Origin of the sequence: Microcoleus sp. Z1_B2 (assembly GCF_036700325.1) — a bacterium.
In the GTDB taxonomy this organism is placed as follows: domain Bacteria; phylum Cyanobacteriota; class Cyanobacteriia; order Cyanobacteriales; family Microcoleaceae; genus Microcoleus.
Window position 1 is genome coordinate 1 of record NZ_JAUBOQ010000039.1, and the last position, 25,073, is coordinate 25,073.

The 25,073-nt window shown below is 46.5% G+C and carries 24 protein-coding genes, 1 tRNA gene and 1 pseudogene; 12 read left to right on the top strand and 14 right to left on the bottom strand.

The window, feature by feature from the left end:
- The 10 genes and pseudogenes from QT984_RS21360 to QT984_RS21405 form a co-directional block, all read left to right on the top strand.
- Window positions 1-244, top strand: a pseudogene (locus QT984_RS21360) (hypothetical protein); the annotation flags it as partial.
- Window positions 241-750 (top strand): hypothetical protein, encoded by a 510-nt coding sequence (locus QT984_RS21365; protein WP_333314523.1) that lies wholly within the window; start codon window positions 241-243, stop codon window positions 748-750. The pseudogene QT984_RS21360 and the gene QT984_RS21365, both read left to right, overlap by 4 nt.
- Complete coding sequence (locus tag QT984_RS21370) at window positions 751-1,014, top strand: hypothetical protein (RefSeq protein ID WP_333058050.1); 264 nt, start codon at window positions 751-753, stop codon at window positions 1,012-1,014.
- Window positions 1,005-1,307, top strand: a complete 303-nt coding sequence (locus tag QT984_RS21375) for a hypothetical protein (RefSeq protein WP_333058049.1) — start codon at window positions 1,005-1,007, stop codon at window positions 1,305-1,307. Before QT984_RS21370 ends, QT984_RS21375 begins: the two co-directional genes overlap by 10 nt.
- Window positions 1,298-1,837, top strand: coding sequence for a hypothetical protein (locus tag QT984_RS21380; RefSeq protein WP_333058048.1), 540 nt, complete (start codon window positions 1,298-1,300; stop codon window positions 1,835-1,837). Before QT984_RS21375 ends, QT984_RS21380 begins: the two co-directional genes overlap by 10 nt.
- On the top strand, window positions 1,837-2,139 hold the full coding sequence (locus tag QT984_RS21385) for a hypothetical protein (protein ID WP_333058047.1): 303 nt from the start codon (window positions 1,837-1,839) through the stop codon (window positions 2,137-2,139). The genes QT984_RS21380 and QT984_RS21385 overlap by 1 nt, the downstream gene beginning before the upstream one ends.
- Before the next feature lie 293 nt (window positions 2,140-2,432).
- Complete coding sequence (locus QT984_RS21390) at window positions 2,433-5,528, top strand: DUF3987 domain-containing protein (protein WP_333058046.1); 3,096 nt, start codon at window positions 2,433-2,435, stop codon at window positions 5,526-5,528.
- Window positions 5,529-5,650: 122 nt separating this feature from the next.
- A complete protein-coding gene (locus QT984_RS21395) occupies window positions 5,651-5,944 on the top strand; it encodes a hypothetical protein (RefSeq protein WP_333058045.1) in 294 nt (97 codons plus the stop codon).
- A 135-nt stretch (window positions 5,945-6,079) separates the two neighbouring features.
- Window positions 6,080-6,373 (top strand): hypothetical protein, encoded by a 294-nt coding sequence (locus QT984_RS21400; RefSeq protein ID WP_333058044.1) that lies wholly within the window; start codon window positions 6,080-6,082, stop codon window positions 6,371-6,373.
- Between the two features lie 32 nt (window positions 6,374-6,405).
- Entirely contained in the window at window positions 6,406-6,684 is a 279-nt protein-coding gene (locus tag QT984_RS21405) for a flagellar alpha dynein (RefSeq protein ID WP_333058043.1), read from the top strand.
- Window positions 6,685-6,867: 183 nt separating this feature from the next.
- On the opposite strand, the gene QT984_RS21410 is transcribed toward QT984_RS21405, so the two are convergent.
- The 14 genes from QT984_RS21410 to QT984_RS21475 all read right to left on the bottom strand — a co-directional run bounded on the left by QT984_RS21410 (window position 6,868) and on the right by QT984_RS21475 (window position 23,582).
- Window positions 6,868-6,938, bottom strand: a tRNA-Gly gene (locus QT984_RS21410).
- Between the two features lie 151 nt (window positions 6,939-7,089).
- Complete coding sequence (gene uvrC / locus QT984_RS21415; protein ID WP_333058042.1) at window positions 7,090-9,189, bottom strand: excinuclease ABC subunit UvrC; 2,100 nt, start codon at window positions 9,187-9,189, stop codon at window positions 7,090-7,092.
- A gap of 116 nt (window positions 9,190-9,305) precedes the next feature.
- Window positions 9,306-10,058, bottom strand: coding sequence for an amino acid ABC transporter ATP-binding protein (locus QT984_RS21420; protein WP_333374894.1), 753 nt, complete (start codon window positions 10,056-10,058; stop codon window positions 9,306-9,308).
- Between the two features lie 161 nt (window positions 10,059-10,219).
- Entirely contained in the window at window positions 10,220-11,416 is a 1,197-nt protein-coding gene (locus QT984_RS21425) for an amino acid ABC transporter permease (protein ID WP_333058039.1), read from the bottom strand.
- Window positions 11,417-11,512: 96 nt separating this feature from the next.
- Entirely contained in the window at window positions 11,513-12,034 is a 522-nt protein-coding gene (locus tag QT984_RS21430; protein ID WP_333058038.1) for a DUF29 family protein, read from the bottom strand.
- Window positions 12,035-12,209: 175 nt separating this feature from the next.
- A complete protein-coding gene (locus QT984_RS21435) occupies window positions 12,210-13,424 on the bottom strand; it encodes an ABC transporter permease subunit (RefSeq protein WP_333058037.1) in 1,215 nt (404 codons plus the stop codon).
- 297 nt (window positions 13,425-13,721) lie between these two features.
- Window positions 13,722-14,807, bottom strand: coding sequence for an amino acid ABC transporter substrate-binding protein (locus tag QT984_RS21440; protein WP_333058036.1), 1,086 nt, complete (start codon window positions 14,805-14,807; stop codon window positions 13,722-13,724).
- Window positions 14,808-15,124: 317 nt separating this feature from the next.
- On the bottom strand, window positions 15,125-15,352 hold the full coding sequence (locus tag QT984_RS21445; RefSeq protein WP_015178453.1) for a hypothetical protein: 228 nt from the start codon (window positions 15,350-15,352) through the stop codon (window positions 15,125-15,127).
- A 308-nt stretch (window positions 15,353-15,660) separates the two neighbouring features.
- Window positions 15,661-20,766 carry a PAS domain S-box protein gene (locus tag QT984_RS21450; protein WP_333058035.1) on the bottom strand — a complete coding sequence of 1,702 codons (5,106 nt, stop codon included), beginning with the start codon at window positions 20,764-20,766 and terminating at the stop codon, window positions 15,661-15,663.
- 202 nt (window positions 20,767-20,968) lie between these two features.
- Window positions 20,969-21,370: a fasciclin domain-containing protein gene (locus tag QT984_RS21455; protein ID WP_333058034.1), complete on the bottom strand. Its 402-nt coding sequence runs from the start codon at window positions 21,368-21,370 to the stop codon at window positions 20,969-20,971.
- A 300-nt stretch (window positions 21,371-21,670) separates the two neighbouring features.
- Window positions 21,671-22,039 carry a hypothetical protein gene (locus tag QT984_RS21460; protein WP_333058033.1) on the bottom strand — a complete coding sequence of 123 codons (369 nt, stop codon included), beginning with the start codon at window positions 22,037-22,039 and terminating at the stop codon, window positions 21,671-21,673.
- A 1-nt stretch (window position 22,040) separates the two neighbouring features.
- Window positions 22,041-22,403 (bottom strand): hypothetical protein, encoded by a 363-nt coding sequence (locus QT984_RS21465; RefSeq protein ID WP_333058032.1) that lies wholly within the window; start codon window positions 22,401-22,403, stop codon window positions 22,041-22,043.
- 197 nt (window positions 22,404-22,600) lie between these two features.
- Window positions 22,601-23,041 (bottom strand): Hsp20/alpha crystallin family protein, encoded by a 441-nt coding sequence (locus QT984_RS21470; protein WP_333058031.1) that lies wholly within the window; start codon window positions 23,039-23,041, stop codon window positions 22,601-22,603.
- A gap of 253 nt (window positions 23,042-23,294) precedes the next feature.
- On the bottom strand, window positions 23,295-23,582 hold the full coding sequence (locus QT984_RS21475; protein ID WP_333058030.1) for a hypothetical protein: 288 nt from the start codon (window positions 23,580-23,582) through the stop codon (window positions 23,295-23,297).
- A gap of 186 nt (window positions 23,583-23,768) precedes the next feature.
- Here QT984_RS21475 and QT984_RS21480 point away from each other — a divergent pair, with 186 nt between their 5' ends.
- On the top strand, window positions 23,769-24,563 hold the full coding sequence (locus tag QT984_RS21480; protein WP_333058029.1) for an MlaE family lipid ABC transporter permease subunit: 795 nt from the start codon (window positions 23,769-23,771) through the stop codon (window positions 24,561-24,563).
- 63 nt (window positions 24,564-24,626) lie between these two features.
- Window positions 24,627-25,019 (top strand): DUF3119 family protein, encoded by a 393-nt coding sequence (locus QT984_RS21485; protein ID WP_333058028.1) that lies wholly within the window; start codon window positions 24,627-24,629, stop codon window positions 25,017-25,019.
- Window positions 25,020-25,073 lie beyond the last annotated feature (54 nt).

The following is a 25,073-nucleotide window of genomic DNA, read 5'->3' on the forward strand; positions in this document are numbered from 1 at the left end:
CACAGTTCTAGAAAGTGTAGACACCCTAGATTGGACTAACGACGGTTCGTTCCCTGTGTGCGGTTTCACCCGCCAGACTTCCACCAGCTTTTTAGACTGGGTTGACCTTGGGCAACTCATCGCACTCGCACTCGCATCGGCGGGACTGCTTGTGCTGGCAATGTCTATGTGGCGACAAATCAATCCCCTGAACTTATTTCCCTCTCCTGTTCGCATCAACATTCAAATTGGGACAAAAATATGAGCTTACAACTGCGACTGTTTGGTGGTAATTCTGATGCTGGAAAACTCACTGCCAGCAACGACGGCGGACACGCAATCGACAAATCAAAAGTTTTGGCAAGCACTGACACAAGCGTTATCACACCGCTAAATCCTGGTAATTTTTCCAGCATCCGTAGTGTGCCAGTTGTGCCAGCACCGCGCTACTTTACCAAGGAAGAAGCGGACGCAATGAAGGATTTAGCCAAAGACCAAACAGACGGTGCAAAACAGTCTAAACGCGCCTATGAAGCACTGGCAAAAGTTGAAGAAGCCGATGCTAAAGTTCACCGGCATCACCGCAAATATGAGGGTGCTGTGGCTGATAATGAACTGGGTAAAAAACGCTCAGACACTCGACTGGCTAAGCACTTGCACAGCTTGCGTCCCGGATATGCCCGACTGGGTTTAGGAATTGATAAGGCTGACAGCGATGCCCGTACTCGGATTGATGAAATTAAAGCCAAACTCACGGGAGGGACTAACTAAATGAAAGCGATGTATCTGGCAAATTACTTCGTTGCCGGATGCGTCGCTTTCTCCCTTTTAGGGTGGATAGCGAGTCTGCATCCAATGGCGATGAAAGCCGTCTCATTCTTGTTAGCAGCGATTGCGATTGCGTGGGGTTTGAGCTGGTTGCTCGATTACTCTCTGAGTAAGTTGCTTAAGATTTCAGTGGCTGACTTACAGGCTGTTTTAATTGGTGGTTTAGCGATGTTGCTGATTGGTTTGGGGGTGTTTCTATGCAGCTAAACGTAGATGGAAAACTGTATCTGCTAGTTGACAAACAAGAATTGCTGAAAATTTTTGTAGCTCAAAAAAAGGAAGAGAGCGCAGAAGAGTTTGTACGAGCTAAACGCAAAAAAGAGTTAGACCTGTTGGTCAATACTGACCCGACAGACCTCTTTTATGAGTTTGAAACTTGGTGCTGGAATCTAATCTGGGAAGCCGTTGACAAGGGTGAGGGGATAGACTGGGACGCTGCATCTGAGGAAATTGACAGACACTTAGACGAATTGATTGAAGGAGGTAAACCGTGCAGCTAAAACTGTTCGTTTTGAGTGCGTCCTCTGTTGTCCTCTGGCTGACTCCACTAGCAGCACTAGACAAAAAGCTAGACACTCACAAAGCACTGCAAGGTGTCAGTTTGTGTGCTGCAATTGCTTGTGCAGTTTCCGCTGGAAATATCGCCCGTCAACTAGCAGACGAGGGAGAAATTGAGGAATTGAAACTGAGAGCAATTAAGGCAGATGTAGAGGACGAAATCAGTGCCAGCGTCTACGTTTCACAGCAACAAAGACAGCAGGAAGTAGAACTTATCCTGACTTCCCCTGGCGTTGACGTGGAAGCCAGCCGTCAAGCGCTGGAAGCTATATACAGCAGTGACTTACAGGAAACAACTTCCCCTTACAACTCTCCTGATTACCCTATATACTTGGAAGTTTGTAAGTCGAGGGAAGCGGGTAAGTCTGTGACTTGGATTGTTGAGAATGTCCTCAAAATGGGAGGACGTAAATTCTCAGAAGGCAAGGTCAAGTTGCAAAATTTGCTCAATCAGTTTGAGGGGGAAAAGTAATGACTAAACAGCCAAACATCCCAACAACAGCAGCCCTAAGATTGACTGGTACTAAGTCAGAAATAGAGTTAGTCCTGGCTGTTCTGCGAGGCAAGGACTTCTTCTGGAAAACTAACGGCAAGTTTTACCCGCAACGGGGGGAGGACAGTCAGTACGCTTACTACCTCAACGACTTGCAATTGCCTCAGCTAGGGGTAGCAGTGCCGACAACACCAACACCGGGGGAACCACAACCTCGGCCGTGGGATGCTGTTTTGGGTGGTCAGGGCACGGCAAAATCCGTCCGAGATTTCGGACAATAGTCCCTCTGACTTGGCGGCGCTGAAAGCCTTGTTCTGACTCACTCGTCTAATGCTTTTACCTTTAAACCCGACGAGTGAGTTTTGGTACGTTTTCGGTACGTTTTTTTTACGTTTCCGGTTTGTGTCAAGGCGCAAGACTCCTATAATGAGAATGCGCGCTTGTCCGAAGTGAAGTCAACCTGGCTCTGCGGCTGAGAAAAAGGGATTAAGGGAAGCGCTTATGCCTACAGGTGAGAGAGATGCCGTCGGATAGCAACAGTAACCTGGGGCCAGTATTTCCCTAATCCTCTAATGTGCAATCGGGGTTAGGCGACACGAGCGCGTCGCCAACCTTGTTAGTTGCTCAAAAAATCAACAAATACACACAGCAAAAAACCGTCCCTCTCTTGTTTTGGCGACTCGAAAGAACGGCTTTTGCATCTATCCACATTCAACTCGCTGTGGGCGAGCTAAATTTCGTGTACAACAATTCTACTCTGATCGGCGGTCAAGTTACAAGTGTTCGCGGAAATCTTATCAGCAGCAGCAAGTCTAATCCTTGCCCGGTCTGTGGACGTACCAAAGACCGCGACTGCCGTATTAGCCACGACGGGAAGATGGTTCTTTGCCATCAAAACTTCGACCACACCAAAACTCAGCAGCCTGACCTGTGGCACTTTGACGGCACAAGTTCTGATAGCCGCTGCGGTGTGTACGTTCTTAAAGAAAAAACTACCAAAGATATCCGACCCAAAGGTATTCGCTACTGGGACTATCCCGATCGCAATGGTTCCCCTTTGGCACGTGTAGAACGGGTTGATGACGGTGAGGGTAACAAGAAAATTAAGCAGCAACGCTGGGATAAAGATAAAAAACAATGGCTGTACGGGCTAGGTACAGATAAGGATTTAAACAAGGTTGCCCGTGCCAATATCCCGGTTTACCGCTATGCCGAAATCAGAAAGGCGATCGCAAACAACGAAACGATTTACCTTGTGGAGGGTGAACCTTGCGCTGACTTACTGTGGAAGCTTGGGCTAGCTGCGACTACCAATATCGGCGGGGGCGGTAAATTCACACTTACCGACTCCTTAGACTTGCAAGGTGCAAAGCTGATTGTCATAGTCCCTGACCGGGACAAAAAGGGAATCGAACACGCAGAGAAAGTTGCCGAACACTTCCCTGATGCTTTGTGGCTTTACCCATTCCCAGAGAGTAAAGCTTGGGAAAATTTGCCAGAGAAGGGCGGGCTCGATATTTTCGACTGGATTACGCACGAGAAACTTTCGGTCAGCGACATAACAGCGGCGATCGGAGAGAAGAAAGTTTTTGAAGTTCCCCGGCAAGCGCAAAAAGTTGTCAGTCATCCAAAGTTTGAAGTCCCCAACCTTTCCGAACTAGCGGTCAAAATTGACGAACTGCTTGACTCCGATTTAAAAAGGTCGCAGCTTCAAATCAAAATCTCAGAGCTGGCTCAGACTTATCGGCTGGCTCCGGCTGATGTCTGGAAAATTTACCGCGACAGTGAACAAGAGTTAGAGCAAGAGGTCAACAGGGAAGATTTGGCCGCAGAGGTTACACGGCTCCTGGACTCAAAAAAATCTCAGATAAATATTGCTGAAATCATCCCTGTGGGTTTAGCGGCGCCAATCGAAAAACTGGCAAAAATGCTGAACCTAAAACCGGAGTGTTATCTCACAACTCTGCTGACCCAAATTTCCAGCCTCTTTAAAGTTGGGAGCGAAATCAAACTCCGCAATGACACAAACTACCGCGTCACTCCTAATTATTTTGCTGGCATTGTTGCTGAATCCTCCCAGAAAAAATCTCCCATCATGCGGGAAATTATTGATCGCCCGATGCAGCCATTGCGGGAACAGGCAAGGAAGGAATTTGAAAAAGCACAAGAAGCTTACGAGAGGGAATTAGCAAGTTGGAGAGCGGCAAAAGGAGAGGATAAAGGTGTTGCCCCAAAACCACCACGCCAAAAACTTTACTCTTTCTCGAAGACCACAGGAGAGGGGATTCTCTATCAAGTAGCTGAGCATCCCGATCAGGCGCTGATGTATCGGTGCGATGAACTGGCGGGGCTGTTTAAGTCTGCAAACCAGTATCGGGGTGGCAAAGGTTCCGACGATGAAGATTTACTCGAATTTTGGAACGGCACAGGCAGCACAGTTCTAAGAGCGTCGGGAGTTAAAGCCGACCTAGACGGGTTGTTACTGTCAGTGTTCGGGACAATTCAGCCCGACGTGCTCGCAAGCTTACTCAAAGATTGCAGCGACTCTAACGGAAAGTTTGCTCGGTTCGATTTTGTGATTCAACCGCTGGCTGCATCGAAATTATCCCTAGAGGACAGCGGAAGCTTTGATCTAACTCCAATACTTAGCAGTCTTTACCAAAAGATTGATGCACTGCCAGCACTAAAACTAGAGCTAGAACCCGACGCCAAACGCTACTTTACAGAGTTTTACAACAAGGCAGAGGATAAGCGGGTTGCAGAACCTATGCAAGGTAAACGGGCGATGATTGGCAAGGCGCCGGAAAAAGTGGGAAAGCTTGCCGGAGTCCTTCACACACTCAACTGTATTTTTAACGACCAACCCGTCACGCCCCGCATCCCAAAAAGTATTGTGCGAGCAGCAGTTAAATTTGTGGTTTTCACCGCAAACCAGATTGACGTGCTCTACACAGAATTCTCCGATCGAACTGCACTGGCCCCTAATTTAGTAAAAATTCTCGCTCTGGCAGAAGCCAAGGGTGGGACAGTTTCTGCACGGGATGTCACCCTAGCTTTCAATGCCAAACATCGACCTAGCAAGCAGCAAATTCAAGAATGGTTTGCAGAGTTGGTCGAGATGAAGTATGGGGAGACTACAACAAAAGGTCAAAGAATTTCATTTACCCTGTGTCCACAGTCCACAGTGTCCACAGTAGCGTCAAACCATGACGCAGAAAGCGATACACGTGTCCACACTTCCCTATTCACGGTGTCCACAGTGTCCACACTTAAAGAGGCAGATAACGACAAAAGTGTGGACAAGTGTGGGCTCACTGTGGACACCAGTGTCCACACATTTAAACCCTTACTAGACAACACTTTGAGTGCAAGTGTGGACACTGTGGACACAAAATCGGCATCTTTAGAAAACTCAGAAACATTAATGATGAGCTGTACTACAGAAACCGCTAAATCTACAGCAACCTCTGCCAAGAAGCCTAGAACTTTTGAGATAGGCGATCGGGTTGTGGTCAAGGATGTCGGCGGTCTCTATCAAGGAGCACGAGGCGAGGTCGTGGACAATATCTACAGCAGCCGTGGTAGCACTAGCTACTTGGTCAGGTTCGATAAGCCTGTCAGAAACGTTCGGCAATTCGAGTTTGAACCTTCTGACCTGATGAAGCTTTAAGTCTGGTTTGAGCCAAAAACCGCTGCTAGTAGGCTTTATGTCTACTAGCCTTGTAGACAAAATGTTGACAGTGTAGACAGACATCATTTATTGTAGACAAATACTGTATACAGGTGTCTACAATGAGTCAAAGTCAAGTCGTATCGTTCAGGGCTTCCGGTCACTTTCTGAACTGGATAGAAGCTCAGAGACTAGAGGGTGAGTCAGTAAGTCAAGCTGCACAACGCATTCTCAAGGAAGTCTCAGGCACGTCTACAGCGGTGGCTACAGAGAGTGACACAAGCCTCGTGTCTACAGTGACCGCCAAAAGTGTAGACCTACTGATATCCGATCGCATTGCCCCACTAATTCAACGAATAACTGTCATTGAAGAACGTCTGGAACAACTCGGTGCTAACCAACTAGACGACTACTAGACAGGTACTAGCATCTAACTAGACAATCACTAGACGACTACTAGACAGGTGCTAGCATCTAACTAGACAATTACTAGATAATGACTAGACAAGGTGCTAGTATCTAACTAGACAATCACTAGACAGGTACTAGACATGACAGACAGATGCCAGCTTAACTTGAGATTGGACGGCCGCCGAGACTTGCTCGAAACCATTAAAGATGTCGCAGCCGCAGAGGGTTTGAGCGTCAATGCTTGGGTAGTGCGAACTTTAGAGCAAGCGGCCAACCAAGCAATAGCGGCGCCGCTAACCCAACCTCAAACACAAGTGTCCGAAATTTCGGACATCGAACCAGTGCTAGACAAACTGCTAGACAATAAACTAGACACTCTGCTAGCGGCTAAGTTAGCAGGGATTGAAGAACGCTTGGGAAAATTGAGTGCCTGAGTGACGGCAACGATGAATCACTCAGGCAGGAATTGAAAGCGGCCAACAAGCAGCTTGCAGAATGGGATAAAGAACTGAATCAGTTACACGAGCGCAACGGCGATTTAGGGCTGAAGGTTCAGATGTTGGAGCAAGAGCTCAAGGAAGTGCAGCGCGATCGAGAAGCAAATAAAAACTTGGCTCCGACCGTCGCAGATTTTCCAGAGCCAGCCGACTTGCTCAACCAGTTGAGAGCGCAGCGCGAAAGGTCGAAGGCTGACATGGATGATATGAAGGCAGTTTTGGACATATTGGCACACACAGGGACTTGATTGTCTCCAAAATTGTCTCCAAAATTGTCTCCAATTTGTCTCCAATTTGTCTCCAAACAGCCCGTCTTTGTCTCCAAATTGTCTCCAAATTGTCTCCAAAACGCCTTGTGCAACCATAGAGGCTAAGCCCTAGAAACGCCAAAACCCTTGATTTCTCAAGGGTTCTAGGTTTTTATAGACGCAAGCGGGCAGCGGGAATCGAACCCGCATAGTTAGCTTGGAAGGCTAAAGTTTTACCACTAAACTATGCCCGCGCACAGAAACTAAACATACCACAAGTCTCTGGGGATTGCAATAGGCCTGTGCAAAATTTTTGAATACCTCCCTCACAGTGGCTGAATCGGGACTTGCTGCCCGATCGCCCCCTCAACCCAAAAATCCCCGTCTCCGATGCTGGGTAAGGCTTTACGGATGGAAATAATCGTAAACTTGCTGCGCCAGACGCGGCCCAATCCCAGAAACTTCTGCCAACTGTTCGGGAGTCGCTAAACGGAGATAGTCGATCGACCGAAAATGTGCCAACAATTGTTTTTGTCGGTGGTGTCCCAATCCGGGAATTTCATCAAGGCGCGATCGCTTCATTCTCTCGCTTCTGCGATCGCGGTGAAAACTCACAGCAAACCTGTGCGCCTCATCCCGCACCCGGCGCAATAATTGTACCCCCGGCTGCTCAGAATTAGTTGGCAGCGGCAAAGATTCCCCCGGCAAAAATATCTCCTCTCGCTGCTTTGCCAAACTGACAACGCGCAACTCTTCTAGCAAATTCATCTCCCGCAAAACAGCCACAACTGCTGACAGTTGACCTTTGCCGCCATCTATCATAATTAAGTCGGGTTTGTCCGAGATAGTACGAGAAACGGAGGATAAATTGCTGATTTTTTTCGATTTTCCTAAATCGCTAAATTCTTCTTCCTTATTCGTTCTATCCGTTATAAAATCCGTTGCCGAACTTTCTTCTTCCTTCAATCCTCGGAATCGGCGACCGATAACTTCTGCTAAACTAGCAAAATCATCAGAATGACCCGATTTAATTTCAGGATTTTTAATTTTGTAATGGCGGTAGTGTTGATTGGCGGGCAAACCGTCAATAAATACCACGCGGGAAGCTACGGCGTCAGAACCTTGAATGTGAGAAATATCGTAACCTTCAATGCGGCGAGGAACTTCTGGCAAATCGAGAATTTCTGCTAAATCTTCCATTGCTTGAGAATTGCGATCGCTCAATCTTTGCATTCTCGCCAATTCATACTCAGCATTGCGTTCCACCATCTCAATCAACTCAGCCTTAGTTTGCCGCTGCGGAGTCAAAATGGTAACTTTTCGCCCCTTACGGTTGCTCAACCAATCTGCTAATATTTCCGCTTCTGGCAATTCATACTGCACAGAAATTTCGCTGGGAATTTCTACGGATTCAACATTTTGATAGTGTTCTTCCAACACCCGCTGTAAAATCGCTCCGGCCTCTACCCCCCCTCGTTCCCCCCCTTGCCAAGGGGGGGAGGAAAGAGAAAGTTCAGATAACTCTTGCCCATCTTTTACAAGAGATTGAGATAACTCTTGCCCCCCCGCTTGTAGGGGCGGTGCCCCCGTACCCGCCCTGGGTTGGGAGGGTATTTCCGCCATAAATCCCAATCTTCCGACCAGTTGACCGGCGCGAATTTGGAACAATTGGACGCAAGCGTGCTGGGTGTCGGCCGCAAGTGCGATCGCATCTCTGGAAACCGTATCGTCGGGCAAAGACACTTTTTGACCCGCACTCAAAGACTGCAAACCCTTAATTTGATCGCGAATGCGCGCCGCCGTTTCAAAGTTTAAATCTTCGGCAGCTTGTTCCATTTGCGGCGCTAACAAGTCGAGCAATTCCTGAGTTCTTCCCTGGAAAATCATCGCTACTTTTTGGATTATTTTCCGGTATTCTTCAGGCGAAGTTAACCCTTGACAAACGCCAACGCAGCGCCCGATGTCGTAGTTCAAACAAGGACGGTCTTTAAATAGCGGTTGAGGGCGCTGCCGCAGGGGGAAAATTCGCTTAATTAAATGCAGCGTACTCCTCAGTGCCCCTGTATCGACGTAGGGGCCGTAGTAGCGGTCTTTTGCACTACCGGCGCGGCGTTTGCGGGTGATAAAAATGCGCGGGTATTCCTCCGACCAAGTGATGCACAAATAAGGATATTTTTTATCATCTTTGAGGAGTACATTAAAGTAAGGTTGGTGCTGTTTTACGAGGTTTGCTTCTAATGCTAAAGCTTCCGCTTCTGTATCGGTGGCGATGAATTCTATTTCGCGCACTTGCTGCACCATCATCGCGATGCGGGGACTGAGATTTTGGCTTTCGCGGAAGTAGGAACGGACGCGGTTTCGGAGTTTTTTGGATTTGCCGATGTAAAGGATGCGATCGCTCTCGTCTCGCATTAAATATACACCAGGAACCGCCGGGATTTCTTTGAGGCGACTTTCTAGGCGTTCCGAGTCTTTAACTAACGGCAGAGTTTTTGTGGATGGCATTGCAAGCTATCTCAGCAAAATAGAGACTGATTGTACACTCTTTTATTTTACCTTAATTATGTCTATTTTGACGGCTGCGACCGTCGCCAAACCCACCGACTACACTTGAAAATCTGTTACAGTATCTGAGATAAAAACTTGCGGGTGCGTTCTTCCTTCGGGTTCTGAAAAAACTCTTCTGGTTGGGCTTCTTCCACTAAAACACCGCCATCCATCAATACAATGCGATCGGCAACTTCGCGCGCAAACCCAACTTCGTGAGTCACCACCACCATTGTAATTCCTGTTTGAGCCAAATTTCGCATTACATCTAAAACTTCCCGCACCATCTCCGGGTCTAATGCTGATGTCGGTTCATCAAACAGCATGATTTTAGGCTGCATTGCTAGAGAACGTGCAATAGCGACCCGCTGCTGCTGTCCTCCAGACAACTGTCCGGGATATTTTTTTGCTTCTTCCAAAATGCCCACTCTTTCTAAGAGTTGCATTGCCACTTCTTCGGCTTTTTTCTTTGGCCAGCGGCGCACCCATACTGGCGCTAGCATGACATTTTCCAAGACTGATAAGTGGGGAAATAGGTTGAATTGCTGAAACACCATTCCTACTTCGCTGCGAATTGTCTCAATGTTGCGTAAGTCGTGGGAAAGTTCGATTCCGTCGATCGTAATTTTACCTTGTTGGTATTCTTCTAATGCGTTGAATGTGCGAATAAACGTCGATTTTCCCGAACCAGATGGCCCCATCACGACCACGACTTCGCCCCGGTTTACGGTCATGCTGACGCCGCGCAGTACGTGAAATTGTCCGTACCATTTGTGGACGTTTTCTGCTACGATTACCTGTTCTGGGGTTGTGGGTTTAGTTTGCATAGTTTGTCCTTTAAATAATGACGGATAATTATTGCCTGATGACTGTTGACTACTTCAGCGGAGGGGGGTTTATATATATTTGGGTTGGGAGGGGGCGGGTTTATATATATTTGGGTTGGGAGTTATATTTTGTTGGTGAACCCGCCCCTACAGACTGCGGACTAATGACTTTTTTCTAAAGTTCGTTCTATTTTGCGGCTTGCTAGGGAGATTGAGTAGCAAAATATCCAATAAATGATGCCGACGAATATGTAAACTTCGGCGTATCTGCCGATATAGGATGGATTTGCTAAAACTGCGCGGGATATTCCGATTAATTCTAACATTCCGAATAGAGATAGCAGGGAAGTATCCATAAATAATCCGATGAATTGACCGCCGATCGCCGGAATGACTATTCGCAGTGCTTGAGGCAGTACAATGAGAATTGTGAGTAGGGGTGTATTGAGTCCGATCGACCTAGCTGCTTCTATTTGTCCCCTGGGCACGGCCTGCAAGCCACCGCGCACGTTTTCCGCCAAGTATGCCGCACTAAATAAGGTTAATCCAGCAATGGCTCTAATTACTCTATCTAATTTCGGATATTCGGGCGGCAAGAAGAGTTGCAGCATCACTTGACCTAAAAACAAAATGCCAATTAAGGGTAAACCGCGAATAATTTCAATATATAATGTTGATAACAGTCTCACAACGGGCAAAGAACTTTGTCTGCCGAGTGCTAGCAATACTCCCAAAGGAAAGGAAAGCACAATACTAATAACTGCTAAAAAGAGCGTCAGCACTAAACCGCCCCAATCATTTGTTGACACTTCTGTCAAACCCAACCCGCCTTTAATTAGCCACAAAATTATGGGGAAGGAAAGAGCCCACATTGCAGGTATCCAACTCATTATTTTAGGGTTAATTTGTCTCCCCGTCCAATAGCTAGCAGCCGCTACAATAATATTGGCTAGCAGGTAAAAACGAGAGGTTAGGTCGATCGGCGAAATGACAGCACCCACAACTGCAGCACCAAGTATAATTAGTAAAGGCGGATTCCAAAGACGTTCTTGCCGCTGAATGTTTCCCCAAGTTAATCCTCCCAACAAGGCAATTATGGCCGTTACTATCCACAGCCGCCAGTACGATTCGCGGGGAAATCTTCCTGCGAAAAATAGTGGCAAGTTGGCTTCTAATACGCGCCATTGAGCTTTTGTTGTTGCCCAAACGATAATTCCTTTAATAGTTTGGAAGGCGATAATTAGGCAAACTACTGTCAGAATGCTGTTGTACCAGGTACTAAATAAATTTTTGCGCGCCCAATTCCAAGGGGTAGGCGATTCGGTGGCTGGGGGCGGTAATATGGGGAGAGTTTCCATCTAGCGGTTTTCAATCCTATATTTTATTAACCCGCGTAGGCGGGTTTTGTTTGTGGAGACGCGATTTCCAATCGCCAAGGCTAAAAAAAATCCTACTTATTTTCGCCGATTTATCCAATCTTCTCCACCTGGTAACTGACTTAAATGCTGGGCTAACACTGCGGGTAAATCTTTGGCGGAATGGATATAAGTCAAGTTCAATAACCTCACAGCAGTCTGAATAATCAGGTTTCTATCCATCATCTCTGCAAGTTGAAATTGACTATAAATACCATTCAATACTTCCTCCGCCGCCTCTGCAATCGCATCCTCAATCACCTCCTCCTCTATAAAACTCTCCCATTCATCAGAATTGATGTAATAAGATGTTTTATTATCTTTAATATTTGCCTTCTTAATTTCTCTGATTGAATTGCGAATCGAACTAGCCCAAGAACCAGTTAATCGCTGTTCAACTTGATTTTTAATCAAGTGAATCAGCAAAACATTTAAAAAAGATTGGATTTGTCGCAAAATTGCCTGTTTGCTCATTCCATCTAACTCATCGACTATTGCCAAAGCATCCGTATACCTTCCTTCCACTATGCTTTTTCTAAGAGCAATTAATTCTTGTGTCATTTGATGTTCCTCAAGTTTGATACTAGCAAAAAAAAGATAGTTGTTGTTGGTTATTTTTATTATTGTTTAGTCGTCAATTCACAAGTTTTCGTTACTCGGTCTCAGCTAAAGTCACTGTACGCCATTTAACGCGCTCTCCTTTGATTCCAATTAAAATAGATTAAATTTCAACTATTTACCTTTCCTTGATTTGTACAGTTTTATTGTACCAATTCATGAACAGAGAAACTATCAAACTAATTGTTAGATATGTTACCATGATAATTAACATTGCTTCGATCGCCCGACCGGTCTGATTCAACGTCGGAGATCCCACCACAAAATAAACGTCGGGATAAGCAACCGCAACCGCTAAACTCGAATTCTTAGCTAAATTCAGATACTGACTGGTTAAAGGCGGCACAATCACCCGCAAAGCTTGCGGTAAAATTACCATCCGCATCATTGTTCCAGACTTCAGCCCCAAAGACTTTCCCGCTTCCCACTGGCCTTTCGATACTGACTGAATTCCGGCCCGCACAATTTCTGCAATGTAACTGCCAGTATACAAGCTGAGTCCTGTCACCAAGGCAGCAAATTCTGGAGTGAATTTTAATCCTCCTTCGAGTTGCAATGTTGGTGTCAGGCGCGGAACATCTAGACGAAAAGGCAGATTTTTGGTGATAATCCAAGCTAAGATTGCACTTAGCCCGATCGCACCTAGAGCCCAAAACAACTGTCTTCCCGGCTTAGCTTCTTCCAACATCACCCGCGCCCGCCACATCCACAGCCCAGCGGCAGCCAAAACTCCGACAGTTAGCAAAATCAACCAAATCTCAAAACCCGGCAAAGCCACCGCTGTTGGTACAGCAATGCCGCGATTTGTCAAGTAAATCGGCCCCCTCATCTGCTGATTGTCTTCGAGTTTTGGCAGGGAAATGAAAACGGCAAAATACCAGAAAAATAATTGCAGCAATAACGGCGTATTTCGCAAAATTTCTACGTACAAACCAGCCAAACTCCGCAGCAGCCAATTGTCGGAAAGGCGCGCAATTCCTACAGTCAAACCCGCAACTGTTGCGAAAATAATGCCGAGACCCATCACCCGCAGCGAATTAATTAAACCGACAAAATAAGCTTGTCTGTAACTATTTTCGGGACTGTAGGGAATCACGCTTTCGCCGATGTCAAAGGATGCTTGGGAATTGAGAAAGTCAAATCCAAATGCAATCCCCAGTTGCGAGTAATTGGCGCCCAGATTGTCCGCGAGAATGGCGATAACAACTATTACTAAAATTAGGGCGATCGCCTGTACGGCTATTTTCCAGAAGCGATCGTCCCGCAGCAGTTTTGATATATCTTTAAAATTGGGAAATCTCTGGGCTTTGCCCGGTGGAGGTTCTGGGTTCATAACTTAAATTATATTTGATAAATCTGCTGGCAAATCCAGGCGAGATTGAGCTTTGGTGCGTGATATCGTTTCCGGTTGCATCGGAATTATTTAACCGCAGAGGGCGCAGAGAACGCAGAGGGAGAGAATACAGAGATGAATTATTCCGATGCTACCGGATTTGATATGACTTGATAGTTACTCGATTGGCGAGCGGGATTTTTCAAGTCACGCACTCTACATAGCTTTGGTGCGTGACTTGATAGTTACTTGATTGGCGATGGGGATTTTTACCGTCACGCACCCTACATAGCTTTACTAGCGGAATGGCGGCGAGTAAAGCAAACCGCCATCTTTCCAGAGTCTGTTTTGACCCCGTTCTAACTTGAGTGTACTTTTGGGGCCGAGGTTGCGATCGTACATTTCCCCGTAATTCCCCACTTTCTTCACAACGCGGACGGCGTAGTCGTTCGGGAGTCCGAAACCTTTACCTAAATCTCCTTCTGTTCCTAGCAAACGTTTGATGTTCGGGTCTGTAGTGCTTGCCACAATTTGGTCTACATTTCCTGAATTAATTCCCAAATCTTCAGCTTCAATCGCCGCGAAAACGATCCATCTCACCGCATCAGCCCATTTAGGATCGCCGCTTTTCACCGCTGGGGCTAATGGTTCTTTTGACATCACGATCGGCAAAACAACATTATTCTCGGAATTCGGCAGAGTTGTCCGCTTAGAAACAAGTTGCGATCGATCGGCAGTAACACCTTGACAGCGACCTTCTTGATAGGTAGCAAAGGTAGCATTCACATCTTCAAACACCACAGGAGTGTATTTAATTCCTAATTTTCGCATTTGGTCGGACAAATTTTGTTCGGTGCTCGTACCTGTCTGCACGCAGATAGATTTGCCCGCAAAATCTTTTAAACTTTTGATGCCGCTGTCTTTTTTGACCATGATGCTTTGAGAGTCATAAAAGATCACCGGGGCAAATTCCAGTCCGGTAGTGCTGTCGCGACTCGCGGTGTAGGTGGTATTTCGGCTGAGAATGTCGATTTCTCCCGCCTGCAAAACTGTAAATCTATCTTTAGCATTGAGCTTTCGGTACTCGACTTTTTCGGGATCGTCAAATATTGCCGCCGCCACAGCCCTGCACACATCCACATCCAGTCCCGAATATTTGCCTTTTTCGTCTACAAAGCTAAAACCCGGCAGTTCGCCACTGATGCCACAAATCAGTTTGCCCCGGCTGATAATTGTATCTATCCGGCTGGAACCTTGTTGCGAGTTGCCGCCTGCTGCAGTTGTTGCTGTTGTTTGTCCGGTTTGTGCCGATCGATCCCTACAAGATGCCAACGGTGCCACAAACAACACACTTGCTAGTAGCAGAAATCCCCATTTACGCATAGATTTTAATAGAACGCTTTCCTGACAATCCTACCTTGTAGCTGTCAGAACTGTGGCGATCGGCGATCTACACAGCTTCCGGTTTCAAATTAGCCGTTCTGCATCCGTTGCTGCACAGCGACAACTGCCCCGACTACCCGCCTGTTTTTTTTGAGCAAGCTGGGATCCCAAAGTTAGAAACCCGGTTTCTGGCTGGAGGTGTGGTCGTCAAACCTCAGATTTATCCCCGAAACCCGGTTTCTTTTCTGCTATTTCTGCCCAGCGCGAGGGAGAATCGCCTTTCCCTGGAATATTTATCCGATTTTGATTGAATCCGCTCACAGTAGCTCTGGTGCCAGCCGCTGCTCAGCTAAATCGCGGATTAGGGACAGCCGAGACTGGATGTATTCGTCCAACAAATCTGCTTCTTTGCCATTGAGCGCAGAGTTTGTCTTTAACTGCTTCAGCAGCCACTGTACCAGGGTGGCATCGTCTAAATTGACTAACAGAGTAGCTTGGGTGGTCTCAATTAATGACCAGAGTTGGCGTAACATGACTGGAGTCATAAAACCTCGTTGAGCGTAAATACGCACTTAATGGGCGGGGATAGCGAAAAGCTGGTCTTGGTGTCTCAAGCCGATAGACGAAAAGCACCCTCTGAGCCATCGGCTTAATGATTATTTTATATTTGACCACAATAACTTAAGACAGTAGTGTCGCAAGTTACAACACACAAGATGTTATAAGAGTTCCCAATTCCTTCACATTGAGATAAACATCTTGATAAAAGATTAACAATCTTTACACGCGCTCGCTCGCGGGGCTGCCAATATCCGCGATCGGGCTCCACGGGCCCGGTGCACAATAAAATTGACTACTCGGTAGCCACAAACTTTTGAACCCTCGCCAGAATTATTTCTAATTCAGCAATGATTTTTGTAGCCCCCTCCAAATCATTAGATTCAGCCAGACTTTGAAGCCGATCTGCCATATCGGGCATTAACCGCACCGCCGCCGTAGCGCTGACACCTTTAATTTGATGAGCGTGGCGGGCGAGTGTCTCCATATCTCCCAAGGCGATCGCCCCCTTAGCAGCTTCTAAATAACTACCAGTATCCACCACAAAAGTTTGCAGTATTTCCCGCTCAAACTCTACATCAGCCCCCGAAATTTCGTGCAAACGTGCCATATCGACTACCGATTCGATATCTGGTTCAGAGTTTTGAAGTTCCTCGGCCTTAAACTTGGGATTTCCAATTTTTAGTTTGACCGACCAATTTGCTAGTACCGATTTTAACTTTTCGATCGCAATAGGTTTGCTAATATAATCGTCCATGCCCGCCGCCAGACACTTTTCCCGATCGCCCTTCAAAGCATTCGCCGTCATCGCAATCACCACCGTCTTTTGATGTGGTTCCATCTTCCCAGCAGCATCTGCCGCTTCCCGGCGGCGCAATTCCAGCGTTGCTTCGTAACCGTCCAAAACCGGCATCTGACAGTCCATCAACACAATGTCATACTTTTTCTGAGCAACCATAGATAGCGCCTCTGCGCCGTTATTGGCGACATCCGCAGTGCATCCCAAAACTCTGAGTTGATTGAGACCAACTTTTTGATTGATAGGAGTATCTTCAACTAACAAAATCTTTAAACTTGCTAACTCCCGGCTGTCAATAGCTGAGGCTCGATTGGAAGTTGGATTTGCCGGCGGCTCCTCAATCAGCGTCATCGGGGCGATCGCATTCGCCAAGCAATCAAATAGTCGGTGAGCTTTCACAGGTTTAGTTAAATACCCGCTAAAACCGCTATCTACCAAGCGTTTCGCCTCTGCAAGCTGAGTCATTGAAGTCAGCACCACCCAATGCGTCTGCTGCATTGCCGGCTCAGAAATCCTCAAGCGTTCGAGACTTCCGGCCACCATTTCCGGCAACTGAATATCAACCAAAACGATATCGTAAGGGGAATTAACGCTAACAGCTTTGTACAGAGATGCGATCGTCATCCAACCGTTTTCCACCTCCTCAACTTCCATTCCCCACAAAACAGCCATTCTCACTAGCACTTTTCGCACAGTCGGCTTGTCGCTGGCAACTAACATTTTTCGCCCCGCCAGCACCGTTTCAAAATTCACTTCGCACGCTGTCCCGACAGCAGTTAAATTTTCCGTAACTGTCGGCACAGTAAACCAAAAAGTCGAGCCTTTGCCAGGGGTACTTTCCACACCGATTTGCCCACCCATTAACTCCACCAACTGCTTAGAAATAGCCAGCCCCAAACCTGTGCCACCGTATTTTCTTGTCGTAGAGGCATCAACTTGAGTAAAAGATTGAAACAGCTTTTTTTTGTCTTCGGGAGCAATCCCAATTCCTGTATCTGTCACTTTAAACAGCAGGAGCATAGAGTCACTGTTTTCTATTTTCAACGGCTCGATATTCTCTAAAATTCTCTGATTATCGGTGGCTGCCAATAACTCAGGATTACTAGCATTAGCAACCTCAATTACCACTTCTCCTGCTTCTGTAAACTTAATAGCATTGTTGATCAAATTAGTGAGTATTTGCCGCAACCGCGCTGCATCACCTTTAATTTGCACCGGCACGTCACTGTCAATCAGTGCCACCACTTCTATACCTTTTTCTTGTGCGGGAGTTGCCAACAAATCCAGCACTTCATTCATACAGATACTGAGGTTAAATTCTAGTATTTCTAAGCGCATTTCTCCGGCTTCCAGTTTGGAGAGATCCAGAATATCGTTAATGATGGAGAGTAAATTTTGACCGCTGAGTTTCAGCGTCTGTACAAAGTCAAGCTGTTCGGGAGTAAGATTCGTTTTCAGCAGCAAATCTGTCATCCCCATCACTCCATTCATCGGAGTACGGATTTCGTGACTCATATTTGCTAAAAATAGCGACTTCATTCGAGACGCTTCTAGGGCTGCTTCTCGTGCCTGCTGCGCTTGTTCAAAAAGAGTAGATTGCTGAATGGCGATCGCCAACTGCACGCTCAACCTTCCCAGCAAATCCATCTCAGAATCAGTCCAAACACGCGGAGCGCTACACTGATGGGCAATCAGCAATCCCCACAACCGATTTTGACTCGTTTCCAAACTCCTTCCCGGCGGGTTCATTTGAGTTTCTGGCGAATATTCTGCTGCCAACCCCTGACTTTCATCGCCTATAAAAATTGGTACAACTACATTAGCCCTTACCTGCAAACTAGCGAGTAAATCTCGGTGTTCATCGCTCAAATTGGCAGTATAAATATCTGCCATTGCTTGAATTGTTCCTGGACTGTACAGCCATACAAAATTTTCCCCAAAGGATGTTCTTTGAACTTTTCTGCCCAGCAGGGGCATCCAATCATCCCCTACAGATTCCACAACAACAACCGCTGTTTCCTCGGAATCAAAACGATAAATTATCGTGCGGTCAGTTGCCAGCAACTGCCGCACTTCTTGTACAGCAGTGCTCAGAGTTTGAGTGAGGTTGAGAGACTGCCGGACTCGCTGGGCGATCGCCGAAACCAGCCGTTCTTGTTCTGCTTGTTCCCGCAGCATTCTCTCAGCTTGCTTGCGTTCGGTGACATCGCGAATTACCGCAGCAAAGCACAGCGGCTCAGTGGTTTGAGGGTGCTTGACCAGAAAAGCATTCATCACAACATCAATGGGCTGTCCGGTGGCCAAGTGCTGCATTTGACCTTCGCCTTGCCACTGGCCCTGACTGATAATTGTTGGTAAAATCTCTTGACTGAATTTCTGTTGAAAATAGGGCCCAATATAATCCCAAATCTCCGTATAAAGCACTGCCGAAAGATTCTCTACCCCCACCAGTTTTCGTCCGGCTTCGTTGACAAACAGCGTTTTGCCTTTCAGGGTAGCCATACTGATAAAATCGCTGCTGTTTTCAATCAGCGACACAAATTTTTGCCTTTCTTCTTCTCCTTTTTTGCGTTCAGTAATGTCGCGCTTGACGCAGACGTGACAAATTACATCGTCGGCGTTGTTAATCACAGAGTATGCCGCAACGTCGATCGCCAGCGTGTGGCCTTTTTTAGTGGAGTTAATAATTTCGCCCCGAAAACTTCCTGTTTTTGCTAAACTTTGGGCAATTGCCAAAAAGCGATCCCCCGCAACCAGCGGCGAAGCTTCTGCTTCTAATTCCGCGTCTGTGTATCCTAGAAGCGTTTGGTGAGCAAGATTTTGTTCGACGAAAAACCCGTCAGCATCGATAATAACGATCGCATCGTTGGAGTTTAAAAATATTTCTCGGTAAAGTTTTAGTTTTTCCTCAGCTCGCTTGCGTTCGGTGATGTCTCTTTTGACATTTACGTAACAAACTACATCCCCAGCATCATTTAAAACCGCAAAAGCCGAAACCTCCACCTCAACTGTTCCTTCTTCCACAGCCTTAATACAGGTCATTTCGCCTCGGTAACTCCCAGTTTCTGCCAAGCTTTGCAGCACAGACGTAAATGCCTGTTCTCCCATGTGAGTTGCAGGCGTTTTTCCCCACAATTTAGACGAACTGTAGCCCAGCAAAGCAGTGTGAGCTTGATTTGTTTCTAAGTAATAGCCTTGGGGGTCTAAGATCGCGATCGCATCGTTGGATTTCAAAAAGATTTGTTGATAAAGTTGCAGCTTCCGTTCAGCTTGTTTCCGGGCGCTAATATCCGTGAACAAGCCGTAGTAAACTATCTCCCCCGATGCTTGAAATTCTGGCTGGGAAGCTCCTTGCACCCATTTAAGTTTTCCCGACGGAGTGACAATTCTTCCTTCCCACCGCCAGGGCTGCAAATTTTCAGCAGAAAGCGTCACCGAGTTGAGAAAATCATTTCGATCTTCGGAATGAATCATGTCAACAATTACATTAAAATCCTGCTGAGCAGCCTCTGGTTCTATTTCATACAATTCTCGGCAGCCCGCGCTCACAAACGAGAAAGCCATCGAGCCGTCTGGATGTAAGTCAATTTGATATACCGTACCGGGTACGCTAGCAGTAATTTTTTGCAGTTTGGCTTGGCTTTGATTCCTGGCTTCATCTGTGGCCTGCAATTGACCAATCTCTCTAGAAAAACCCAAAACCCCAAATATATTACCCTCTGCATCGCACAGTGGCACTTTTTGCGTGTCAAAGATGTGCTGTTTGCCACCTTCAAAGACGATCGCCTGGTAGGGATTGTGAACCCTCTCCCCAGCCAGCACAGCTCGATCTTCCTCGCGGATGCCCCTAATTGAGTTGTTGCGATCGCCAAAGACTAATTCGGCACAAAACCCTAATTCAATATCATCTTTGCCGATTATTTCCTCAACATTTTTCCCCACATATTCCGCAAAACTTTGATTGACAAAAATGTATCTAAAATTTTTATCTTTCGCAAAAACTCTGTCCGGCGCATCGTCCATTACAGCCCGCAACAATAGTTCTTGACTTTCCGAATCCAGAGCAAAATTAGTTTTTAGTTTATCCTTGACACTGGTCGTTTTAGCTGCTAATGTATTTAACTGTTTTTTTGCACAAATTTGAGCGACTGTGTGGAGCAAACAAAGGTGTTCCAAATTAAAAGCATTTGCCTGCTCTGCACCAATGAAAAATACTCCCAACCATTCTTCACTTTCATCCAGGTTGGCTGGTGCCATCAATACCGACTGAAACTGAGCAATTGGTGGCGGAGCGATGTTGTGCGCCCAGTCCCGATTGCCGGCGAGCCATTCAGCGCGAGCAACCTGCAAGCGCTCTTCAATTTCGGCTTTGGCGCTAGCAGTTAAGGGCTGTGAGTGTTCCAGGTATAGTCGATCGTCCGGTGGCGTCAAAAGGGCGATCGCCGCGCCAGGAATGAGGCGATCGAGATATGCCAGACACGCAGACCAAATTTCATCAGCACTGAGACTGGTTTGAACTTTTGCAGTAAGTTCGTTGAGAACTTGCAGTTCCAAGGTACGCTGGCGGACTTGTGCTTTGAGGCTGGCGGCTAGGATTTGCATAGTGCTCACCACGCTGGTTTGCTTATATTATAATTATTGATTTTTTAAATTTTTCAAACAATCATCTTAAAATACATCCGCCGAAAAGACAACTTTTTGATATTGAAATTACCTTCAACCGATAAATAAAAAGCGTGCGATGGGAGCAAATCGGCACCGCAAAGCACCAGGTTCGCTCCCGCAGCGAGATTTAACAGCGAAATTATCCCATTAAAATCACGTTATCGATGACGTGGATGACGCCGTTGTCTGCTTCGATATCCGCAGCAACAACTGTAGCATTTTTCACCTCAAAACCGTCCGAACAATCAATTTTAATCGGCGAACCTTCCAAGGAAGTAACAAAACCGACTTTTGCCAAATCAGCCTTCATAAACTTCCCCGATACCACGTGAAACATCAAAATCCTGGTTAGTTGGGGAACGTTCTGCACTAGGGTTGTGATAGTTCCCGGCGGCAATTTCGCAAAAGCATCGTCAGTGGGTGCAAAGACAGTAAAAGGGCCCGGACTTTTGAGCGCGTCTACTAAATTAGCTACTTGCACCGCCGTTACCAGGGTTTGAAACGAACCCGCACCTACGGCAATATCAACAATATCAGGCATTGTGTTTTACCTCATCTGGGAAAAAGTTCTATTAAGTATCGTAAACTGATTTGGTTACTGGTTATATCAAATCTGTTATAGCAAGCCTAAATCATTTGTGAATTTCTTACTCCCTCCCCTTGATAAGGGGAGGGTTGGGGTGGGGTAAAAAGTTGACGACTCCTGCAAGGATGGCTATAGGATCGGAATAATTCATCTCTCTTATCTCCCTCTGTGTTCTCTGCGTTCTCTGCGGTTAAATCATTCCAATGCAACCGGAAACCATATTATTGGTTATTTGTACAATACTGCTGGCGTACCCTATGCCAAAACCTCTGTTTCTAAATCTGCTCTTGGTGAGTTAAAATTATCTCCTTTGTGAATGCTAAAACTGCCGTACAGAAGAGAAATTTCAAAAATATCTGTATGAATCAAAGCTGCTTTCCGGTGCGCGTTTTCACCCAAATGAATGCCAATCAAATCAGCTTCAGTATCTGTGACATCTTCAGGATGGAACACCTCCCAACTGATGTCTCGGCAGTCATGAAATACTATGCTATAAGGCAATCGATCGCCTGTCGGATCGTAAATACATTCAAATAAAATTTCATTCCCCCACAAAGACACATTGACATTTGCGATCAGGGATGTAAGTCCACCTAAATTAAGCAAGTTGTAGTCATCGGGCATATTAATTACTCACTTTTTCTCCAGTATTGTGCGTCCCAGGAATCTTATTGCCAAATTCATCGCGTGTTTTGACCAAGCTGCCATCTTTGTCAAGACGCAAACCTTTGTTTATTTTTCGGCCATCTGAACCGTATCTGGGAGGTGGGGTGCGTACAACTTCACCATCAGGACGGATATTGACTCGCGAACGATCGGCAAATTCGTATTCAAGATAACCCCCTTCAGTAGTTCTGATTTCTGCACCCAGCCCGCGCAAAAAGTCATCGACTTCTTGGCGAGTCATCCCGGTTAAGTCTCCAAATTCAGATGCAATTCCATTACCTCCAACTCCCTGACTCGGCACGCAAGTCTCCTCACCAACCATTGCTTATTGGAGTTTAGCACAGTTATAAACTGGGAAAAAGAAAGTTCGGCAACGAGCAATGTACGGGATGTAACGGATAAATGGAAGAAGGAAGATGGCAGAATTATTCCTCAAACTCACAATTACCAATTACCAATTACCAAAACAAAGAGGGCGCATACCGCACGCCCTCTCAGCAATTAGCCAAAAATTATTTATTAGCCGATTTGAACTTTAACCACGCGGTTCTTTTCCGCTTCCGCTTTGGGCAAATTCAGGTGCAAAACTCCATTTTTGTACTCAGCTTCTACGCTGTCATTTTGAACCCGTGCGGGTAGGGGAATCACCCGGCGGAACGAACCGTAACGGAACTCAGAGCGAGTCATGCCTTTATCTTCACTCTTAGTTTCCAGACGGCGTTCGCCGCTAATAGCAACAGCTTCTGCGGTTACTTGTACGTCCAAATCCTTAGCTTCCATGCCCGGAACTTCTAATTTAAGGTGGATGGCTTCGGGAGTTTCATCGAGTTCGGCGGGGGGTACAAAAGCAACACCGTTAGATGCGCGATCGGTTGCCGGTGTCAAGCTATCAAACAACCGATTCATTTCTCGTTGCAAGGAGTCCATTTCCCGCAAAGGTTCCCAACGAATAAGTGCCATAACTAATACCTCGACTATCTGAAGTTTTTATGGTTGAGAAACACTTGACTCAACCTGTATTTAATATATTCCAGCTCCCGAAACTGGGGGATTCGGTTTTCCGCAAAAAGGCCGATCGCATTTCCGAACATTCGCGATCGGTATTGTAAAATCATCAAAAGGGGCGGGTATCCGATCCAACCCGAACCCAGCAATTTTAGATTTTAGATTCGATCGAGGAATTCCCATCTAAAATCTAAAATCGAAGGTTCGATTAACTCCACCGCGAATGCTGATAAGAAGCGTAGGTATCAAACAAAGCACCCACCAAACCAAAAGTTAGACCGATGACGAAAAAACCCTGGAGGGGACAGCCGCTGCCGAAAGTAGCTAAGAACTGCAAAATCAGCTCTTCTCCAGAACGACCAACTCCTTGGAGAGCAGGCACGAAGCCAATCAGCGAAAAGCTAGTCAATCCCCCGCCGATTAACAATAAGGGGGCGACAAAGCTCAACAGGCCCGTCAACAGTACAGAGCGAAGAAAATTGGGAAAAATGCTCATAAGAGTCAGTAAATTCAGCTAAACTGCCGAAAGGTGCAAGCAAACAAAACTTGTCCTTTTCTACGATAGGCAGCGATCGCCCTCCGTGGCCAGTTCTGTCAGAAATCTTAAATGTTATAGAAAAAACTTGTTTAAGATTTGTAGATAGATTTCATTTTTGGCAGTTGTTCTACACTCGAAATCCCCTTGAGCACCACTACATCTTCCAGCCTCAGTTTGTGGAGTCGGCGGTTGCTGGCAGCAGCTTTATTGGGCGGCCAAGTTATGCTGCACTTGCTGAAGGGCAAAATTCACCGTCGCAACACCATCGACCAAATGGCAGCAGTCGGCCCGGAATCTCTGCTGATTGCTTTGCTGACTGCGGGTTTTGTCGGCATGGTATTTACTATTCAGGTAGCGAGGGAGTTTATTAACCTCGGGGCCGGCAATGTCGTAGGTGGCGTTTTGGCTTTGTCTTTGACTCGCGAGCTCGGCCCCGTCTTAACAGCGGTAATCGTGACGGGACGGGTAGGTTCGGCTTTTGCGGCGGAAATCGGCACGATGCAGGTAACAGAACAGATAGATGCCCTGCTGATGCTCAAAACAGACCCGATCGACTATTTAGTAATTCCCCGCGTCATTGCTTGCTGCTTGATGCTGCCAATTTTAACCATCATGTGTCTCGTCACGGGCATCCTCGGCGGACTGCTGATTGCTACGACGATGTACGGCATCTCTCAAAACGTGTTTTTAGAATCAGTCCGCAATTTCCTGAGTTTGTGGGATATTTGCAGCGCGGCAATTAAGGCTTTTGTATTCGGTGGTTTGATTGCTGTAATCGGCACTAGCTGGGGCTTGACCACCACCGGCGGGGCAAAAGGCGTCGGCCAATCGACTACCACAGCGGTGGTGACGGCTTTACTGGCTATTTTTATCTTTAACTTTTTGATGACATGGCTGATGTTTCAGGGCACGGGCTCTAGCGTACTCAAAGGCCTGTAAGCTAAGAAACGGATAAAATATGAATAATTGGCAACATTAGTTTACTACCCTTGATTTAAACCCGTGACTACAACAGCCTCTTCGACTGCGCCGACAAGTACGATCGAACTCGCCCCGAGTTATGCGATTCCCCTAGTCCTGGTACTGGCGGCCGTACCGCTACTGTTCGTGCAGAAGTGGGTGAGTTTGCCACTTTCTGTGTTCGGCTTGTTTTTGATGTACCAAGCCGCCACCATCCGGCTACAATTTACCCCAACAGATTTGGACATTTATCGATCGTCCAACTTAATCCGCCGCTTTCCTTACCGAGAATGGCAAAATTGGCGGATATTTTGGCCCGCTGTGCCGATTTTGTTCTATTTCAAAGAAATTAACAGCATTCACTTTCTGCCGGTTCTGTTCGATCGTAAAATGCTACAGACCTGCTTAGAACAGCGCTGTCCCCGTCAAGACTAAAAAAGTTGTTAATTTTTAATTTTTAACTTTTCCGTGCCCACGCCGAACAAAATT

What these genes read in the sequence shown, in the direction of transcription:
- QT984_RS21365 (WP_333314523.1), top strand. Translation starts at nt 241, where the DNA reads ATGAGCTTACAACTGCGACTGTTTGGTGGTAATTCTGATGCTGGAAAA.
- QT984_RS21370 (WP_333058050.1), top strand. Translation starts at nt 751, where the DNA reads ATGAAAGCGATGTATCTGGCAAATTACTTCGTTGCCGGATGCGTCGCT.
- QT984_RS21375 (WP_333058049.1), top strand. Translation starts at nt 1,005, where the DNA reads ATGCAGCTAAACGTAGATGGAAAACTGTATCTGCTAGTTGACAAACAA.
- QT984_RS21385 (WP_333058047.1), top strand. Translation starts at nt 1,837, where the DNA reads ATGACTAAACAGCCAAACATCCCAACAACAGCAGCCCTAAGATTGACT.
- QT984_RS21395 (WP_333058045.1), top strand. Translation starts at nt 5,651, where the DNA reads ATGAGTCAAAGTCAAGTCGTATCGTTCAGGGCTTCCGGTCACTTTCTG.
- QT984_RS21400 (WP_333058044.1), top strand. Translation starts at nt 6,080, where the DNA reads ATGACAGACAGATGCCAGCTTAACTTGAGATTGGACGGCCGCCGAGAC.
- uvrC (WP_333058042.1), bottom strand. Translation starts at nt 9,189, where the DNA reads ATGCCATCCACAAAAACTCTGCCGTTAGTTAAAGACTCGGAACGCCTA.
- QT984_RS21420 (WP_333374894.1), bottom strand. Translation starts at nt 10,058, where the DNA reads ATGCAAACTAAACCCACAACCCCAGAACAGGTAATCGTAGCAGAAAAC.
- QT984_RS21425 (WP_333058039.1), bottom strand. Translation starts at nt 11,416, where the DNA reads ATGGAAACTCTCCCCATATTACCGCCCCCAGCCACCGAATCGCCTACC.
- QT984_RS21430 (WP_333058038.1), bottom strand. Translation starts at nt 12,034, where the DNA reads ATGACACAAGAATTAATTGCTCTTAGAAAAAGCATAGTGGAAGGAAGG.
- QT984_RS21435 (WP_333058037.1), bottom strand. Translation starts at nt 13,424, where the DNA reads ATGAACCCAGAACCTCCACCGGGCAAAGCCCAGAGATTTCCCAATTTT.
- QT984_RS21440 (WP_333058036.1), bottom strand. Translation starts at nt 14,807, where the DNA reads ATGCGTAAATGGGGATTTCTGCTACTAGCAAGTGTGTTGTTTGTGGCA.
- QT984_RS21445 (WP_015178453.1), bottom strand. Translation starts at nt 15,352, where the DNA reads ATGACTCCAGTCATGTTACGCCAACTCTGGTCATTAATTGAGACCACC.
- QT984_RS21450 (WP_333058035.1), bottom strand. Translation starts at nt 20,766, where the DNA reads ATGCAAATCCTAGCCGCCAGCCTCAAAGCACAAGTCCGCCAGCGTACC.
- QT984_RS21455 (WP_333058034.1), bottom strand. Translation starts at nt 21,370, where the DNA reads ATGCCTGATATTGTTGATATTGCCGTAGGTGCGGGTTCGTTTCAAACC.
- QT984_RS21460 (WP_333058033.1), bottom strand. Translation starts at nt 22,039, where the DNA reads ATGCCCGATGACTACAACTTGCTTAATTTAGGTGGACTTACATCCCTG.
- QT984_RS21465 (WP_333058032.1), bottom strand. Translation starts at nt 22,403, where the DNA reads ATGGTTGGTGAGGAGACTTGCGTGCCGAGTCAGGGAGTTGGAGGTAAT.
- QT984_RS21470 (WP_333058031.1), bottom strand. Translation starts at nt 23,041, where the DNA reads ATGGCACTTATTCGTTGGGAACCTTTGCGGGAAATGGACTCCTTGCAA.
- QT984_RS21475 (WP_333058030.1), bottom strand. Translation starts at nt 23,582, where the DNA reads ATGAGCATTTTTCCCAATTTTCTTCGCTCTGTACTGTTGACGGGCCTG.